Genomic DNA, 16,248 nt, shown 5'->3' with positions numbered 1-16,248 from the left:
CAGATTGAAAGGCGAATATGACACCCAAAACGCTAACTCGGCAAGAGATGTACGACCTTGTATGGTCCAAGCCCATGACGCAACTTGCAACTGAATTTGAGCTATCCGATGTTGGACTTAAAAAGATCTGCAAAGCCGCTCAGGTCCCTACGCCTGGCTTAGGTTACTGGGCAAAGCTAGCCAACGGGAAGAAGGTGGTTAAGACTGAATTGCCAACTTTATATCCGTTTCAATCTCAATTTGTCCATATTGGTGGTGGTAATAGTGCGCGATATGGCTACTACGATGAGACGGAACAAACTGAGGAAGAGCTCGCTCAAATGGAATTGCCTTCCCCGCCAAAATTTGATGAGACGATTGATGAGGTGAGGGCACAGATTGAATCGCTCGTGCCTTTAATCCCCATTCCAAAAACCATCTCAAAACCCCATCCAATTACCGAAAAGTTACTGGGCTACGACGCAGCTATCGCAAAAGAAAAATATTGCATTTATAAGCCTAGATATCAACATCCCACAGGCCAAAGATTGCTTAGTGCGCTCAATAGCTTTTTTACGTATTTTGAGAAACTAGGATTTAGGGTGAAGGTTCATGGCCCCAGAACACAGGCCATGAGCGTGGATATGGATGGCAAATATCACTACTTTAGATTTGTGTGTTTTGATGATGGCAACCACTTCTATCGCAGGAAGAGTACTCCAGGTAAAGCCTATGGTTTTAGTTGGACAAGCGATCAGGATCGAATGTCTGAGAACAAAGACTATCGCGAATATGTGGACATCACCCCAGAAATTCTAAGAGATCTTGCAATTGAGCTTTTGATGAATATTGAAGAGCGCAAGAGAGATCATGTCCATTGGCTACATCAGCGACAGGTCGACAAGAAAAATGATGCGATTTCAAAGATAGCCGAAAGAAAGGCTAAGGCAACCCTTCGCCGCAGAAAAGAAACGGAACGTCTGATCGAAATGCGAATGGATTTAATGAATCAAGCGTTGAAAGACATCATTAGGGCTCAAAAAATGCGCGATCTAATAGAAGCTCTTGATCAAAAATCCAATGCAGCAAGCAAAGAAATTCCCGGTTTTAAGAAGTGGCGATCATGGGCGATGCACCAAGTTAACTCGCTGGACCCCCTCAATATGTCCGCAAAACGGGCGGGTCGCTGGATCGAGAAATTTAACTTGAAATAGCGACAAAAAAAGAAAAAAATGCAGGAATTTCGGCCTTCTTTTGATCAATTTGGCCTCCTGTATTTAGAGATTTTTAACTTTTGTTGCTAACTGTATGTCATTGATTAAATTGGACATTTTGTTATTTTTGTGCTAGGATCCGGCCCCCTTAACTGAAAATATACAGGAGTAATCATGAGTGCACGAAAAATGGTCAAAAAAGGAGTCAATCCCGAGCGGGATTTAGCCAAACCGTCGAAATTCCAAAACCGGATCGATTTTCTCGATATTGAGAAATTAGTAGCCCACCTACCATTTGGCCCTCAAATTTATGGCCACATCTATGAAATCCATTTTTTTAAAGCAAATAAGATTTACATTGGCCAAACTTCTGAATCCAAGGAGGAAAGGCTGAAAAGGCATGAATCCGTATCCCGGGGCGAGAGGTCTACCCCTCTGAGTGAGGCCATTCGGGATTTTGGATTTGGCGATGACGTAGTCAGAGTTCGAATCTTAGCGGAAGCTTATTCCTTTGATGAGTTGGATGCCCTCGAAATCAAATACATAAACGAAAGCAGAGAAAGTGGCCTTGAAAGCTTAAACCCACATGTAAAGGCATATAAGCGAACGGATAGCAGGGTGCCGTACTTCATTTCGAGCACGTCTGGATTTAAGAGCATGCGCGATATTTGGAGGGGCGTAATTCGTCGTTGCTATGACTCTCGTTTTAGGCAATTTCATCACTATGGCGGAAGAGGGATTATGGTTTGCTCTGACTGGAGGGAAGACTTCAGCAATTTCTTAATCGATATGTGGCCTTCTTATAAAGAGGGGATGACCTTAGATCGTATCGACAACGATGGGAATTACGCTCCAGACAATTGCCGTTGGGCAACTCGGCGTGAGCAGGTCAATAACTCCTCTACCATTCGCGAGGTAGAGATAAACGGCATTACCTATCCATCCATCATTAAAGCGTGTAATGCTTTTGGCATTCTTTATGAGGTGGTGAAAACAAGAATGAAAAAACGGGGAATGACCCTAGTTGAAGCTATTAGCACACCGCTTATGCCGCGCACTAAATCAATCATCGTGAATGGGATCCACTTTGAATCCAAAGCTAAGGCATGTGAATACTTTGGCGTAACTTATACCAAGGTTAAGCAAAGGTTAAAGGCTGGGTGGGATATCGATAGAGCCTTTTCATCACGAACACTTGATCGCAGTGAGTGGAAAAGTAATAACCAGACGGTGATCGTACATGGCAGAAGATTTTCCTCTATTCGAGAATGTGCGTTTTTCTACAGTTTAAATCCTACTACCCTTACATACCGTTTAAATGTATTGAGCATGTCGCCTGAAGAGGCAGTAAACGTCTAAGAGCAATATTGAGTGGGAAGGGGTGGTAGGGGCGCGCCCGGTTTTAAAGCCAGTTATTTTTCTGAAGAATTCTCAGAACGATCGCTAGATCTTTTGCCCCTACCATTTGTAATTCTATAGACCCCTTGGCTCACCTGATGAGCCAAGGGGTTTAGAAAATGGTTGGCTAATGAAATACGAAAGACATCGCTTATTAGTTTGGCCCGAGTGGGAGAGCTCAGGTATTTGGCATCCAAGTGGGCCAGTACAAGAGCCTGGGCCGGTCGCTATGGTTGAATACGGGGCAGTTAACCTGCCCACAAACTTAGCGAATGAATTTATCGCATGGATGGAGTGGTTCAACGAAGATAACGCGCCATGGGAAGATGAAAATGCTTTTCCCTATGAGGAGTTTGACAAAGAGGGCTTAAGGTTAGCCCATGGGCTAGCCAAGTTTATGGCTGGGAAATATCAAGTGGAATATCAGGGGAAGGTTATCGGTTAGGCCAAAGGAGGGTAGAGAAATCTCGGATCTTTGTGCCCTTTCTCATAAATCCCTCCTGGAGGCCTCCATGATGAGCCCACGAAGATGTATTCAGAAAATGCCGATGCTTCCTCGCACCTTTTGCATTTCATTAAATCCGTAGGCGCAAACCACGCATCACGAGGGATGGAAATGCTAATAGAGGAGTAATTCGGCTTCGTGTGCACTTGAGCGCATTACGGGCATTGGTACAACTCATATGAACCTACGCGAGTCATTTTAATTTCCTTAGCTTCACTGATTCAATCTTGTCTAATGGGATGCCCCTGTGATCCAGCCCAAGACTATCGAAGAGCGCCTTATTTCTCTCCTGAATCTTCCATAGTTTGAGAAGTACCTTTGTTGCATCAATCTTCTCTTGCAGAGTGAGGGTTGATTCCTCTAGCTTCTTGAGCCAGGCATCAGCGCCCGGAGTCTTAGAAATTTTATTTTCAGTCATATTGCTAAATGATATGAAGCGGCTGGCTCATAGGATGAGCCAGCTTCTAAGAGGCGATATAGGTGAGAGGGTTGTGGCCTTGAACAAGAACGTTCAATGGACTCAACTATCTCCGAAGGGAATTTTTAGTAATGCGATTTACTTAGCCGGAGTTAAATATGGCCCATCTGGCAATTGATTTGGGCCCGTCAAGAAAACCTGCTGATGCGCTGACTGCGCTAACGGCATGTAATTTGGCGCAGCCCTTGTGATTGCTGCAGAGATGGCTGCTGCAATCAAGCCACCTAAACCGCCGCCGCCATTATTTTGAGGGGAGTAGGCCATTTTCTTATTTTCTTCCCATATAACAGTTCCATCAGCAGCAACCAATTTGTAATCAAACTCTACGGTTACTGTTGTCGCTATAAATGCGTACTGAGCATCCCATCTATTGATCGTCACATACAAGATGGCATCTGCACCAAACATCTTTGCAAGCGTTGGTACGGGCATCGTTAATATTCTGTCACCTTCATACAAACCTTCTTGCTCTAAGATGTATTTGGTTGTGTTGACGGGAAAGACGTAGTAGCCCTTATTCGCAAGAGGAATCGGTAGGGTCGTCAATACATATACGGGCGCATCTACATCCAAAGTCTTATTAACAACAGGAACAACTAGGATTGATCTAGGCGCAGCAGTATTAAATGCTGACATGTCCTTTTTTTGAGTATTCGCACATCCAATTAGCGTGAGCGCTGATAGGCAGATGATTAAATATTTCATGATTTACTCTTTTCTAAAACTTTTTTCCTGCTATCGAGATTCTTGATCAAGGTATCCATTAAGGTTTTGCTTTCAGGCCAAGCATCTCGCTCTTTTGCGTAATATTTCTTCGCCTTCTCTGCATCACCCTCTTGAAGATACAAAGTGCCAAGCTCTGCATATAGCCCTGGAGGAACAACCTGTTTTTCTTTTTCAAGAGCATCCACAGTCTCTTGTAACTTAATTTGCAGTGCTACGATTTGGTTGGGGTCTTTATATGCCTCGTAAAGACCTTTGTCATATCCATTCCAGTTATATTTGTTTTGCACGCACCCCGTAAGCAGAAGAAGGGTAAAGCCAGCAATTGCTATCGTTAGGCGCATATAGATCTTTTATTGAAGTAAGAATGTTTGATTAACGCCATCGCTGGTAAAAATCTTCTCATCAAGAAGTTTCTGCCCATTAAAGGTCACATTGAGCATGTGGGGGCCAGGCAAGACCCGCATCATGGCAATGCCTTCTTGATAGTCTTTTGCTTGACCCATATCTAAACCATCAAGCACTACCCTGCCATCAAGTAATGCAATATTTTGAGCTTTAAAAGAAATGCCTGGGCGCAGGTCGGAGATGCTTTGCTTTTCTGTTGGCCACTGCGTGCAACCAGTAATAAAGGTAAGGGCTAGAATTAATCCAGCAATATATTTAAATGTGGATTTCATTTCATTGCTCCATCGTAACGAACTACTAAATCACTAATTTTTCTGCCACCCAAAGAGCCGCTAACGATGGACGCAACAGATCCCTCATTTAGCTCACCCTCGCCAAATAAAGAGATCACTCTGATAGTTGCAATATTCTGACCAGGCAGGGTGATCTCAGCTCCAGTTTGAGGAGATTTAATTCTTTCACCGGCACTCTGAACATTAAAAATCATGCCCTCTTTTATGCCCTGACTTTTTCCGCCGCCAATAAAGATGCGACTACCCTCAGCTTTTAAAATATAGGTTGTCCATGGCTGCTTATCTACAACAGCACTGATCTTGGCAACCGCATCGGTAATCGCTTGACGCATTGCGGCATCATTTAAGGTGCCGTCGTAATCTGCTTTCGAGCCAAATCCAAAGGTAGAGGCAGTCTCGGTTGATGCTTCGCCAGCACCTGAGGCCGCAAAATAGACTTGACCGTTTTTAGTATCAACTAATCTGATATCAACTTTAGCAAAAGCAACCTGACGCTTACTTTGCGATACAAAACCAGACTCACCTACAGTTTTTCGACCAAACTCAGTAAGGGAGCCGACAATCAGCGTATCAACCCCAATAATATTTAACTTGCCACCACTCATAGCCACATCATTTTTTACCCTGGCAATATCAGGCCTCTCAAAGACCAAGTAAGCGCCACTTTCGGTAAGGACCTTACTCATCATGTCGGTTACCTGCTTACCCAATGGGTCGTTGTATTCATCTCTTAATAGTGAGCGCCCATAAACAGTCTCATTCGTAATTCGCCCAAGAGCAATTTTTCTCTTTAGGGTCGGGGTAGAAGGCGCTTGGTCCTTAATCGCCTGCTGTGCAGCCTTTTGAGCCTGAATTGACTGCGGAGCCTCTTTTTGCTCTAGTGGTGGGGTCTGAATGGCGCAACCGCTTATTAGAATTGAGGAAATTGCCAGAAAAGCGGGGAATAGTTTGCTCATGCTCATTTAGGTATGGTTATAAGTTCAATAATTAACACATTAACACATGGTATTTACACTGCGGCTGGTCTACTGAAGCTCATACTCCATTTGAATCGAATAATCGGCATTTAGATCGAACTACAGGAACGGTCAAGCTTTCAAATGAATATATAAAAAAGGGGGGGCAACCCCCCAATGTAGCCAATTAAAACTTATAGCCCAATCCCACCATAAGATTCATAGCATTTGCGCTGATCGTTGTGGTCTGCGTTGCCCGATATGTTCCGCTTGTTGCGGAATCATTGAAAGACAGATTGCTATAACTTGCATAGTTGACTTCACCAAACCCATATAAACCAGCAGTTATAAATTGTTTATAACCAATGCCAAGCGAGTAACCAGTTAAATTATTCGTTGCAGAGCTGCCGCCGTTATATTGAGATTTGATAGAGGCTCCTGTGAAGCCTACTTTTCCATAAAGTAAGCCATCTTTGCCAATTGGCGTTGCTGGCGACAAGAAGATGTTGTATGAATTTTCTTTGTTGTATTGACCGCTGACGGTGCCAATAGTTGAATTACTGCCGCTAAAGTTTGCCTTTGACCCTGCAATTGGGGAGTACTCAGCACCAAGGCCGAGTAAGAAATCTTTTGTGATTGCAAAGTTATATCCAACTGCTACGGTTCCAGCAAAGCTATTTGAATTACTTACGCTTGATGAAATAGGTAGGCTTGCAACTGGTGAACCATTGTTCGTAATGTTGATGTTTCCATAACTCAGCGATGGTGCGACTGATTCATAGCCTATGCCAACTTGACCAAAGAATCCATCAAATGTGGCTGATTGAGCTTGGGCACTCCCAATTGAGGCTGCAGCGATACCGGCAGCCAATACTGTATATAAACGCAGCTTTTTCATAATGAATCCTTGTGTAGTTGATAAAGAATTCATTGTTGATCTGAGCCAGAGTCACCCCATGAGACTATGCTTATAGAAAATATTATTAATTACAAATGTTGCATTTATGGGAATGGCAATGGACAGAACCGAGCGCTTTTATAAGATTCAAAAAATGCTTAGCGATCGAAAATTGGTGACCACTGAGCAATTCTTAAAAGAGCTTGAAATTTCGAGAGCTACTTTTAGGCGTGATTTGGAATATTTGCGTGACCGTCTTGGCGCTCCAATTGCTTGGGATTCGGAGTTGGGCGGTTATGTTCTACAAAATATCCCCGGTGAAAATCTAAGCGCGCTTCCAGGCTTATGGCTTAACGAGTTTGAGATCCACTCTTTACTTTCGGTGATTGAATTGCTCCGGAGCATTGATCCGGAAGGCTTGATTGGGTCACAAGTAAATCCGATTCGCGAGAGACTGGAAAAGCTGTTGGAGAAGGGGGATTATTCTGCGAGAGAGGTATCTAGAAGAATTCGAGTAACAACACTTGCAAGGCGTAACACGCCAACTAAATTCTTTGAAGTTGTTGCTCATGGTTTGCTAGCAAGGAAGAGATTACAAATCACACATTACGGCAGGCAAGACAATCAGATAACCGAGCGGGAAGTTTCACCGCAGCGATTGGTTTATTACCGAGATAATTGGTATTTGGATGCCTTTTGTCACAGCAAGGATGATTTAAGAACCTTTGGAATGGATGCCTTGGAGGCTGCAACCCTCTTGGATAAGCCGGCAGTCTCAATTGAGGAGGCTGATTTGAAAGCGGAGCTTGAATCTGGATATGGGATTTTTGCAGGAACTAAGCATCAAATTGCCAAACTAAAATTTAGCCCCTTTAGGGCAAGATGGGTAGCCAAGGAAGTATGGCACCCAGACCAAAAGGGCGAGATACATGATGACGGTTCATTCGTCTTAAGCATTCCCTATAGCGATGAGCGTGAATTGCTATTAGATATCTTGAGGCAGGGCGCGGATGTCGAGGTTCTGGGCCCCAAACCCCTAAGAGATGCGATCAAAACCAGATTAATGGCAACTATGAAGATTTATGACTAGCTGGAAAAATACTTTCTAAAGTAGAGCCGTCTCCAGCTGACGGTCTCGGTGGCTTGATATGTTTCTGAGGTCAGGAATTCAGGCCTTTGACTTAGTAAGGCATATTTCCTGGCAGCCTTAGATGAGGGTGCGCCAGCAATAACTGCAGCGTCTATCGTGGCCTTAACAATAAAGGGCTCAAAATGCGCGCCAACACCATAGATCTGTAAGGGTAGGATAAGGCTAAGGATAATTGCACTAGACAACATGGTCTATCTCTTTGATGGTGTGTAGCCAATACGGTTGCCACTGTTATCAAAGTAGTTGGTCACCCCGCTGGGGGCTTTTACCTCATAACCAATGCGATTCCCTGTGTTGTCATAAACCCCATTTTTAGAATTAACGTTGTATTGACTGTTATCCATGTTGTAGGGACTATTGCGCATGTTGTGCGGTGAATTCTCCATATTGAACTGGCTGTTTTCCATGTTGTACGGCGAGTTCTCAAGAGTCATGACCTGCGCTTGGGATGGGAGGGGAAATAGCCCCAAGTGAGTGGCTAGCAGTAATAAATGTAGATATTTCATATAAGTGTCTTTGGGTGACCATTTTCAGAGATTAGAGGCGGTGAGGCTCATAGGATGAGCCTGCTTAGGCTTTGGAAAAAACCCGCTAATTTCAAATATTGGGAGTAATTTTTAATGCCTTAATATGCTAGTAGGGTCACCCGCGAGCGAAATTATGCTGATGACCACATAAATTAGAATACTCATGTAAGCCTTTGAATCAAAATAGAAATTTACAAAGAAAATTATGGCAATAAAGAAATCGGAGCTCTACTCATCCCTTTGGCAGTCCTGTGACGAGTTGCGCGGTGGTATGGATGCTAGCCAATACAAAGACTATGTACTTGTGCTGCTCTTTTTAAAGTACGTCAGCGATAAATTCTCCGGAAAGCCATACGCCCCTATTGTCATTCCTCCTGGCGCAAGTTTTGCCGATATGGTGGCCCTTAAGGGCAAGAGTGATATCGGCGATCAAATCAACAAGAAAATTCTAGGCCCACTAGCTCTGGCTAATAAGTTGTCCGATATGCCTGATTTCAATGACCCGGCGAAATTGGGAGACGGTAAAGAAAAGGTTGATCGACTTACCAACTTAATTGCTATCTTTGAAAATCCAGCTTTAGATTTTTCTCAAAATCGCGCTGACGGCGATGATCTTCTTGGTGATGCCTATGAGTACCTCATGCGCCACTTTGCAACTGAAAGTGGTAAGAGTAAGGGGCAGTTTTACACCCCAGCCGAGGTTAGCCGAATCATGGCTCAGATATTGGGTATTCGTAATGCAAAGACGACCAATGAAACTACGGTCTATGACCCGACATGTGGCTCGGGCTCCCTGCTATTAAAGATTGGTGATGAAGCACAGCGTGGTAAAGATGTAAAGGTCACGCTTTACGGGCAGGAAAAAGATAACGCAACGGCCGGACTTGCGCGTATGAATATGATCCTGCATGACTATGCGACTGCAGATATTAAACAGGGTAATACATTAGCCAATCCATTATTTACCGATGGCACAGCCCTGAAAACATTTGATTATGTTGTTGCTAATCCACCCTTTAGCGATAAACGCTGGAGCACTGGGTTAACGCCTGATAAGGATCCTTATGGTCGGTTTGAGGGGTATGGAATTCCGCCAAGCAAGCAAGGTGATTATGCATATTTGCTGCACATCCTTCGCTCTATTAAGCCCAGCGGTAAGGGCGCATGCATCTTGCCCCATGGTGTTTTATTTCGGGGCAATGCTGAGGCGGTGATCAGGAAAAATCTTATACAGCGCGGACTGATTAAGGGTGTTATCGGGCTGCCAGCAAACTTATTTTATGGAACTGGTATTCCCGCCTGCATCATCTTGCTTGATAAAGAGGGGGCAAATGCCCGCAAGGGCATCTTTATGATCGACGCATCTAAGGGATTTCGTAAGGATGGCCCAAAAAATCGTCTGCGCGAACAAGATCTGCATAGGATTGTTGATACCTTTACTACCCAAATGGACATCCCAGGTTTTTCTCGTATGGTTCCTGTGGCTGAGATCAGTGATGCAAAGAATGACTACAACCTAAATTTGCCACGCTATATTGATAGTACCGAACCAGAGGATCTACAGGATATTGAGGGTCATTTAAGGGGTGGAATACCAAATCGTGATTTAGATGCTTTAGAAGAATATTGGAAAGTTATTCCTACAATACGGTCTGCATTATTTGAAGATGCCCGTGCTGGCTATAGTCAATTACGTATCCCAACAGCTGATATTAAGTCCACGATCTTTGATCATCAAGAGTTTACGATCTTTAATGAAGAGACGGTGAAACTGTTTGATAAGTGGAAAGCAAAGAATATCCCAGTTTTAAAAGATTTTGATAGGGGCGGACACCCAAAGGCCTTAATTGAATCTATTTCTGAAACCCTGCTTGCAAGTTTTGACAAAGCAGCGCTTCTCGATTGCTACGACATATATCAACATCTAATGGATTACTGGGTCGAAATAATGCAAGATGACTGCTATCTTATCGCCACTGATGGCTGGAAAGAAGCTGCGCAGCCAAAACTGCTCATTGAAGAAAAAGGTAAGAAGAATAAATTAAGTCCCGACTATTCAATTGGCAAAAAGAAATATATTGCCGAACTAATTCCACTCGCTTTAATAATTGCTAAATACTTTGCTAAAGAGCATTCCGACATTGATTATCTGCAATCTCAATTGTCAATATTTGAGTTGAAATTGGAGGAAATGGCCGAAGAACATAGTGGAGAGGGCGGTCTTTTGGAGGAGGCCAAAAACGATAAAGATAAGTTAACTAAAACATCTGCGACGGCAAGATTAAAAGAGATAAAGAAGGATGATGATGCCGACGAGGAGCGTAAGGCATTACAAGGCTATATTGAGTTAGTTGAAAAAGAGGCTGCCTTAACTGCTGAGATGAAAACTGCGCAAGAAGTATTGATCACTAAGGCAGCCGCTAAATATGGAGAGTTATCGGAGGAAGATATAAAAGGACTAGTAGTTGAAGATAAATGGATGTCTACTTTGGCAGTTGCAGTGCAGGTTCAATTAGATAGAGTTTCACAAGCCCTGACAGGGCGTATATGTGAATTAGCTGAACGCTACTCATCACCAATGCCCAAAATTACTAGTGATGTAAAAATGCTATCAGCACGCGTGAATGAGCATTTAAAAAAGATGGGGGTCGCATGGGTATGACTTCTGAATTTAAGCAGACCACAATTGGACCTGCACCCAAGACCTGGGATGTTGCGAATTTATCTGATGTCGCCGATCCCAGGATTCGCTGGAGCTTTACCGGAGGTCCTTTTGGATCCAATCTTAAATCCTCAGATTATGTTGCCCGTGGCGTAAGAATAATTCAACTTCAAAATATTGGCGATGGAAATTTCAAAAATGATTATGAAATATTTACATCTCCAGAAAAAGCAGATGAATTAATAAGCTGCAATATTTATCCAGGAGAAATTATCCTATCTAAGATGGGTGATCCTGTTGCAAGAGCTTGTATTATTCCCCCCATTCATGATCGTTACTTAATGTGTTCAGATGGCATTCGTCTAGCCGTCGACCAAAATAAGTTTGATACATATTTTGTTTTTACTCAGATTAATGCTGAGAGTTTTCGTAAGAGTGCTGCTAATGCTGGAACTGGATCCACAAGAAAGCGAATTGGATTAACTGAATTAAGAGCCCTTCAGTTGCTATGCCCTCCTATACAGGAACAGCGGGCAATTGCTCTGACACTTCGGGATGTTGATACCCTGTTGGACTCCCTTCATTCGCTCATTGGCAAGAAGACCAATCTCAAGCAGGCTGCAATGCAACAACTTCTTTCGGGCAAGGTTCGACTTCCAGGATTTACTGGGGACTGCAAGGTAAGGAAGCTGGGGGATGTTGGCAAATGTTTGAGGGGGGTAACTTATCAGGGCGATAGTGATCTTTCAACGCACGATACTTCTTCAACTAAAAGATTGTTGCGATCCAACAATATAAAAAATGCAGTTGTAAATATCCATGATATTCAGTTTGTTAATGCTAAAAAGGTAAGTGCACAACAAATACTTAAGAAAGATGACGTACTGATCTGCATGGCGAATGGAAGTAAGGCTCTCGTTGGAAAGGCTGGGCTATTCAACATAAATGATGGTTATGAATATACGTTTGGCTCCTTTATGGCCTGCTTTCGCTCCATATATACCGAGGCAAATCCAAAATTTATCTTTTATCTATTTCAGACAGGCTTATATCGTAATTACATTAATAATCTTCTAGCTGGATCTAGTATCAATAATTTAAAGCCTAGTAGCATTGAATCTCTGGCGTTTTCGATGCCTGAGTTACCCGAACAAGATGCTATTGCTGAGATTCTTACTGATATGGATATTGAAGTTGCATCGCTTGAGGCTCTGAGGAGTAAAACGTTCAACCTCAAACAGGGCATGATGCAAGAATTACTCACAGGAAAGACACGCTTGATATGAGTACCATTGGATTGCCAGAGAGGGCTACGCAAAACAGAGTTGTTTCGCTATTTAAAAGAGAACTGGGTTACAGATATCTTGGTGATAAAAGTGATCAAACAAATAGCAATATTGAGGAAGATTTGCTTGTCCCCCATCTCATATCTCGCGGTTACACTGCTGATCAAATTAGTCGCGCAATATATTTTTTAAGAGCCGAAGCAAATAATCCAAACCGCAGTCTGTATGACAACAATAAAGCGGTCTACAGCTTATTGCGCTACGGTGTTGACGTTAAGGTCGACGCTAGCTCTGTTTCAGATACAGTTAAATTCATTGACTGGAGCCATCCAGAAAATAATGATTTCTCGATAGCTGAGGAAGTTACCTTACGGGGCAATTTAGAGCGTCGCCCAGATTTAGTCTTGTATGTTAATGGCATAGCAGTTGGAGTTATTGAGCTAAAAAATAGTCGCACATCCATTGGCGATGGTATTCGACAATTACTCTCCAATCAGAGAAAAGACTTCAATGAGTGGTTTTTCTCAACAGTGCAAATCGTCTTCGCTGGAAATGATTCCGAAGGACTTCGTTACGGAACAATCGGCACAGAAGAGAAGTTCTTTTTAGGCTGGAAAGAGGATGAGGCTGATAACAAGCTCTTTAAGTTGGATAAATATCTGCTTAAGATGTGTTCTAAACAGCGCTTGCTCGAGCTGATTCACGACTTTGTTCTTTTTGATGGTGGCATTAAAAAGCTGCCTCGTGTTCACCAATATTTTGGTATCAAGGCTGCGCAAATCAATGTCAACTCCTATAAGAGCGGCATTATTTGGCATACGCAAGGTAGCGGTAAGAGCATTGTGATGGTATTGCTGGCGAAATGGATACTTGAGAATAAGCCTAATGCTCGTATTCTGATATTGACAGATCGGGATGAGCTAGACAAGCAGATTGAGGGCGTATTCAAAGGCAGCGGTGAAGATATTCACCGCACCAATAGCGGTCAGGATCTAATGAAGCAGCTGGGGCAGGCTAAGCCTCGATTGCTTTGTTCTCTTGTACATAAGTTTGGTAAGCAGGGTGTTGAAAATTTCGATGCTTTCATTGAAGAGTTAAAGAAGCAGCCACCCCTTGCTGTGGGTGAGCTATTTGTTTTCGTGGATGAATGCCACCGCACGCAAAGCGGAAAGCTAAATCAGCTTATGAAAGCGATGCTACCCGGAGCAGTCTTTATTGGTTTTACTGGTACACCATTGCTTAAGGAAGACAAGGCGACAACTCTTGAGGTTTTTGGCGGTTATATCCACACCTATAAGTTTGATGAGGGGGTAGAGGACGGGGTCGTACTTGATCTTATTTATGAAGCCCGTGATGTTGAGCAAAGTCTTGGCTCTCAAGACAAAGTTGATGCATGGTTTGAGGCGAAGACTAAGGGGCTAAATAATTGGCAGAAAGCTGCGTTGCGTAATCAGTGGGGAACAATGCAAAACGTAGTTAGCTCGCGTTCACGAATGGAGCGAATAGTAAGCGACATCGTATTTGATTTTGGTGTTAAGCCGCGATTATCAAGCGAGAGAGGTAACGCAATTCTTGTAGCGGCAAGTATTTACGATGCCTGTAAGTACTACGAACTATTTCAAAAGACAGTATTTAAAGGAAAATGCGCAGTTATCACCTCTTACAACCCTCAAGCTCAGGATGTGACTCTAGAAGAGACCGGGGCAAATAGCGAGACGGATAAGCAGTTTTTGTATAACACTTACACTGCGCTACTTAAAGAAGTTGAGCCAGCCTCCAACAAGAGTAAAACCGAGACCTACGAGGACTGGGCTAAGAATTTATTCAAAGATCAGCCTGCGAATATGTGCTTATTGATTGTGGTGGATAAATTGCTTACCGGGTTTGACGCTCCACATTGCACCTATCTGTATATCGATAAATCCATGCAAGACCATGGCTTATTCCAAGCTATTTGTCGAACTAATCGTCTCGATGGAGACGATAAGCCCTTTGGCTATATTGTCGATTACAAAGATTTGTTTAATAAAGTACAGGGTGCAATTTCTGTATACACCTCAGAAGTTGATCATGATGATGCGGGGGGAGGCAGTCCCGATATCATTTTGCAAGATCGGTTAAAGAAAGGTCGTCAACGACTGGATGGAGCCTTAGAAGGAATTGCATTATTGTGCGAGCCAGTGCAGCCACCCCAAGGGGAGTTGGAGCATATTCACTACTTTTGCGGGAATACTGAAAAAGTCGATGATCTCAAGGCTACAGAACCACAACGCGTTGCACTCTATCAGGCGACGGTAGCATTGGTTCGTGCATATGCGAATATTGCGGATGAAATGTCTAAGGCAGGCTATACCCAAACTGAAATCGAGAAGATTAAACGTGAAATCGATGTCTATTTGAAGTTGCGCGAGATTATTCGCCAGGCTAGCGGCGAAACTATTGACCTAAAGGCGTATGAGGCAGATATGCGCCATTTAATTGACACATATATTGAGGCTTCAGAGCCGAGAGAAATATCTGATTTTGGCGAAACGGGCCTTCTAGATCTGATCGTTAAAAGTGGAATCGCTGAAGCCATTAATAATCTACCAAAAGGCATTAAGAAAAATTCACAGTCAGTTTCGGAAACCATTGCTAATAATATTCGAAGCAAAATTATAAAAAAACACCTCAATGACCCGGCGTTCTACGACAAGATGTCAGTCTTATTGATAGAAGTCTTGGATCATTTACGCCAGCAACAGATAAGTTATGAGGAATTTTTAAAGCGGATTGCTGATATTGCTAAGCAAGTTCAGGTTGGTGCAGCGAAAGATACTCCGATTGCACTTAACACCGCCGGTAAAAGAGCCTTATTTAATAACCTAGGCGGCAATGAAGCGCTGGCACTCCAAATTGATGCGATGGTGAAGCATGTTCGACCCGACTCCTTCCGGGGAAATTTGGCCAAGGAGAGGGTAATAAAGGCAGCGCTTATGCCCATTCTTGGGAATGACCAGGCTGAAGTAGAGCGTATTTTTTCTATCATTGTTGCCCAGACTGAATACTGATGAAATCGCAGATTCAAATTGGTGAGATGGCTGTGGAAGTTGTCCGTAAAAATATTAAGAATGTGCACCTTAGCGTGCATCCACCCATTGGGCGCGTTACTATTTCGGCCCCAATGCACATGGAGCTGGATACCATTCGCATATTTGCTGTTGCCAAGGTCGGCTGGATTCGTCAACAGCAGGCACTAATGAAGTCACAAGATCGCGAGACGCCACGTGAAATTATCAATCGCGAAAGTCATTATGTATGGGGCGAACGCTATTTGATGAAAGTGATTAAAAGCGATGTTGCAGCGTCAATCTCGCTAAATAATAAGCACATAATTGTTCGGGTTCGTCCGGCCTGGCATGAAGATAAGAAGCATGAATTGCTTGATTCTTGGTATAGGGTTCAACTTGCTGAAGCTCTCCCGGGCATCTTACAGAAGTGGGAAAAGAAAATTGGTGTTCAGGTGAATGGTTTTTTTGTGAGACGCATGAAAACTAAATGGGGTAGTTGTAATCCCCATGCCAGAACCATTCGATTGAATACGGATTTGGCAAAAAAGCCCCGAGAGTGCTTAGAATATGTTGTTGTTCACGAGCTGGTTCATTTGTTAGAGCCGTCGCATAACGATCGATTTATCCAGTTAATGGATCACTATATGCCTAAGTGGCAGTCTCATCGACAGTTACTAAATAGTTTGCCAGTGAGGCATGAGAGCTGGGCATATTAACTCGG

The 16,248-nt window shown here is 43.2% G+C and carries 15 protein-coding genes; 8 read left to right on the top strand and 7 right to left on the bottom strand.

Translation table 11 applies throughout. The annotated features are described in order from the left end of the window. Positions 1-17: 17 nt before the first annotated feature. The 3 genes from ICN38_RS08755 to ICN38_RS08745 all read left to right on the top strand — a co-directional run bounded on the left by ICN38_RS08755 (position 18) and on the right by ICN38_RS08745 (position 3,036). Positions 18-1,193 carry a hypothetical protein gene (locus ICN38_RS08755; RefSeq protein WP_216256679.1) on the top strand — a complete coding sequence of 392 codons (1,176 nt, stop codon included), beginning with the start codon at positions 18-20 and terminating at the stop codon, positions 1,191-1,193. 174 nt (positions 1,194-1,367) lie between these two features. After that, positions 1,368-2,552, top strand: a complete 1,185-nt coding sequence (locus ICN38_RS08750; protein ID WP_216256678.1) for a GIY-YIG nuclease family protein — start codon at positions 1,368-1,370, stop codon at positions 2,550-2,552. Positions 2,553-2,721: 169 nt separating this feature from the next. Then, positions 2,722-3,036, top strand: a complete 315-nt coding sequence (locus ICN38_RS08745; RefSeq protein WP_216256677.1) for a hypothetical protein — start codon at positions 2,722-2,724, stop codon at positions 3,034-3,036. A 253-nt stretch (positions 3,037-3,289) separates the two neighbouring features. Here the strand turns inward: ICN38_RS08745 and ICN38_RS08740 are convergent, their stop codons facing one another. The 6 genes from ICN38_RS08740 to ICN38_RS08715 form a co-directional block, all read right to left on the bottom strand. Further along, on the bottom strand, positions 3,290-3,514 hold the full coding sequence (locus ICN38_RS08740; RefSeq protein WP_216256676.1) for a hypothetical protein: 225 nt from the start codon (positions 3,512-3,514) through the stop codon (positions 3,290-3,292). Positions 3,515-3,652: 138 nt separating this feature from the next. After that, positions 3,653-4,279 (bottom strand): GNA1162 family protein, encoded by a 627-nt coding sequence (locus ICN38_RS08735; protein WP_216256675.1) that lies wholly within the window; start codon positions 4,277-4,279, stop codon positions 3,653-3,655. Next, the gene (locus tag ICN38_RS08730) at positions 4,276-4,641 is read right to left on the bottom strand and encodes a DUF4810 domain-containing protein (RefSeq protein WP_216256674.1); all 366 of its coding nucleotides are present in this window, start codon (positions 4,639-4,641) and stop codon (positions 4,276-4,278) included. Before ICN38_RS08730 ends, ICN38_RS08735 begins: the two co-directional genes overlap by 4 nt. Before the next feature lie 9 nt (positions 4,642-4,650). Continuing rightward, positions 4,651-4,977: a hypothetical protein gene (locus ICN38_RS08725; protein ID WP_216256673.1), complete on the bottom strand. Its 327-nt coding sequence runs from the start codon at positions 4,975-4,977 to the stop codon at positions 4,651-4,653. Beyond that, on the bottom strand, positions 4,974-5,954 hold the full coding sequence (locus ICN38_RS08720; protein ID WP_255562776.1) for a CsgG/HfaB family protein: 981 nt from the start codon (positions 5,952-5,954) through the stop codon (positions 4,974-4,976). The genes ICN38_RS08725 and ICN38_RS08720 overlap by 4 nt, the downstream gene beginning before the upstream one ends. Positions 5,955-6,141: 187 nt before the next feature. Then, complete coding sequence (locus ICN38_RS08715) at positions 6,142-6,852, bottom strand: outer membrane protein (RefSeq protein ID WP_216256671.1); 711 nt, start codon at positions 6,850-6,852, stop codon at positions 6,142-6,144. A 118-nt stretch (positions 6,853-6,970) separates the two neighbouring features. Between ICN38_RS08715 and ICN38_RS08710 the strand changes: the two genes are divergently transcribed. Continuing rightward, a complete protein-coding gene (locus ICN38_RS08710; protein ID WP_216256670.1) occupies positions 6,971-7,942 on the top strand; it encodes a YafY family protein in 972 nt (323 codons plus the stop codon). Positions 7,943-8,193: 251 nt separating this feature from the next. Here the strand turns inward: ICN38_RS08710 and ICN38_RS08705 are convergent, their stop codons facing one another. After that, the gene (locus tag ICN38_RS08705) at positions 8,194-8,508 is read right to left on the bottom strand and encodes a hypothetical protein (RefSeq protein ID WP_216256669.1); all 315 of its coding nucleotides are present in this window, start codon (positions 8,506-8,508) and stop codon (positions 8,194-8,196) included. Between the two features lie 226 nt (positions 8,509-8,734). Here ICN38_RS08705 and ICN38_RS08700 point away from each other — a divergent pair, with 226 nt between their 5' ends. The 4 genes from ICN38_RS08700 to ICN38_RS08685 are packed head-to-tail and all read left to right on the top strand — an operon-like array spanning position 8,735 to position 16,243. After that, positions 8,735-11,191, top strand: coding sequence for a class I SAM-dependent DNA methyltransferase (locus tag ICN38_RS08700; protein ID WP_216256668.1), 2,457 nt, complete (start codon positions 8,735-8,737; stop codon positions 11,189-11,191). Further along, complete coding sequence (locus tag ICN38_RS08695) at positions 11,188-12,477, top strand: restriction endonuclease subunit S (RefSeq protein ID WP_216256667.1); 1,290 nt, start codon at positions 11,188-11,190, stop codon at positions 12,475-12,477. Before ICN38_RS08700 ends, ICN38_RS08695 begins: the two co-directional genes overlap by 4 nt. Beyond that, positions 12,474-15,527 (top strand): type I restriction endonuclease subunit R, encoded by a 3,054-nt coding sequence (locus ICN38_RS08690; RefSeq protein WP_216256666.1) that lies wholly within the window; start codon positions 12,474-12,476, stop codon positions 15,525-15,527. Before ICN38_RS08695 ends, ICN38_RS08690 begins: the two co-directional genes overlap by 4 nt. Beyond that, positions 15,527-16,243 carry a M48 family metallopeptidase gene (locus ICN38_RS08685; RefSeq protein WP_216256665.1) on the top strand — a complete coding sequence of 239 codons (717 nt, stop codon included), beginning with the start codon at positions 15,527-15,529 and terminating at the stop codon, positions 16,241-16,243. The genes ICN38_RS08690 and ICN38_RS08685 overlap by 1 nt, the downstream gene beginning before the upstream one ends. Positions 16,244-16,248 lie beyond the last annotated feature (5 nt).

Source organism: Polynucleobacter sp. AP-Melu-500A-A1 (assembly GCF_018882125.1).
In the GTDB taxonomy this organism is placed as follows: Bacteria; Pseudomonadota; Gammaproteobacteria; order Burkholderiales; family Burkholderiaceae; genus Polynucleobacter.
This window is presented reverse-complemented; position numbering and strand designations above follow the sequence as displayed.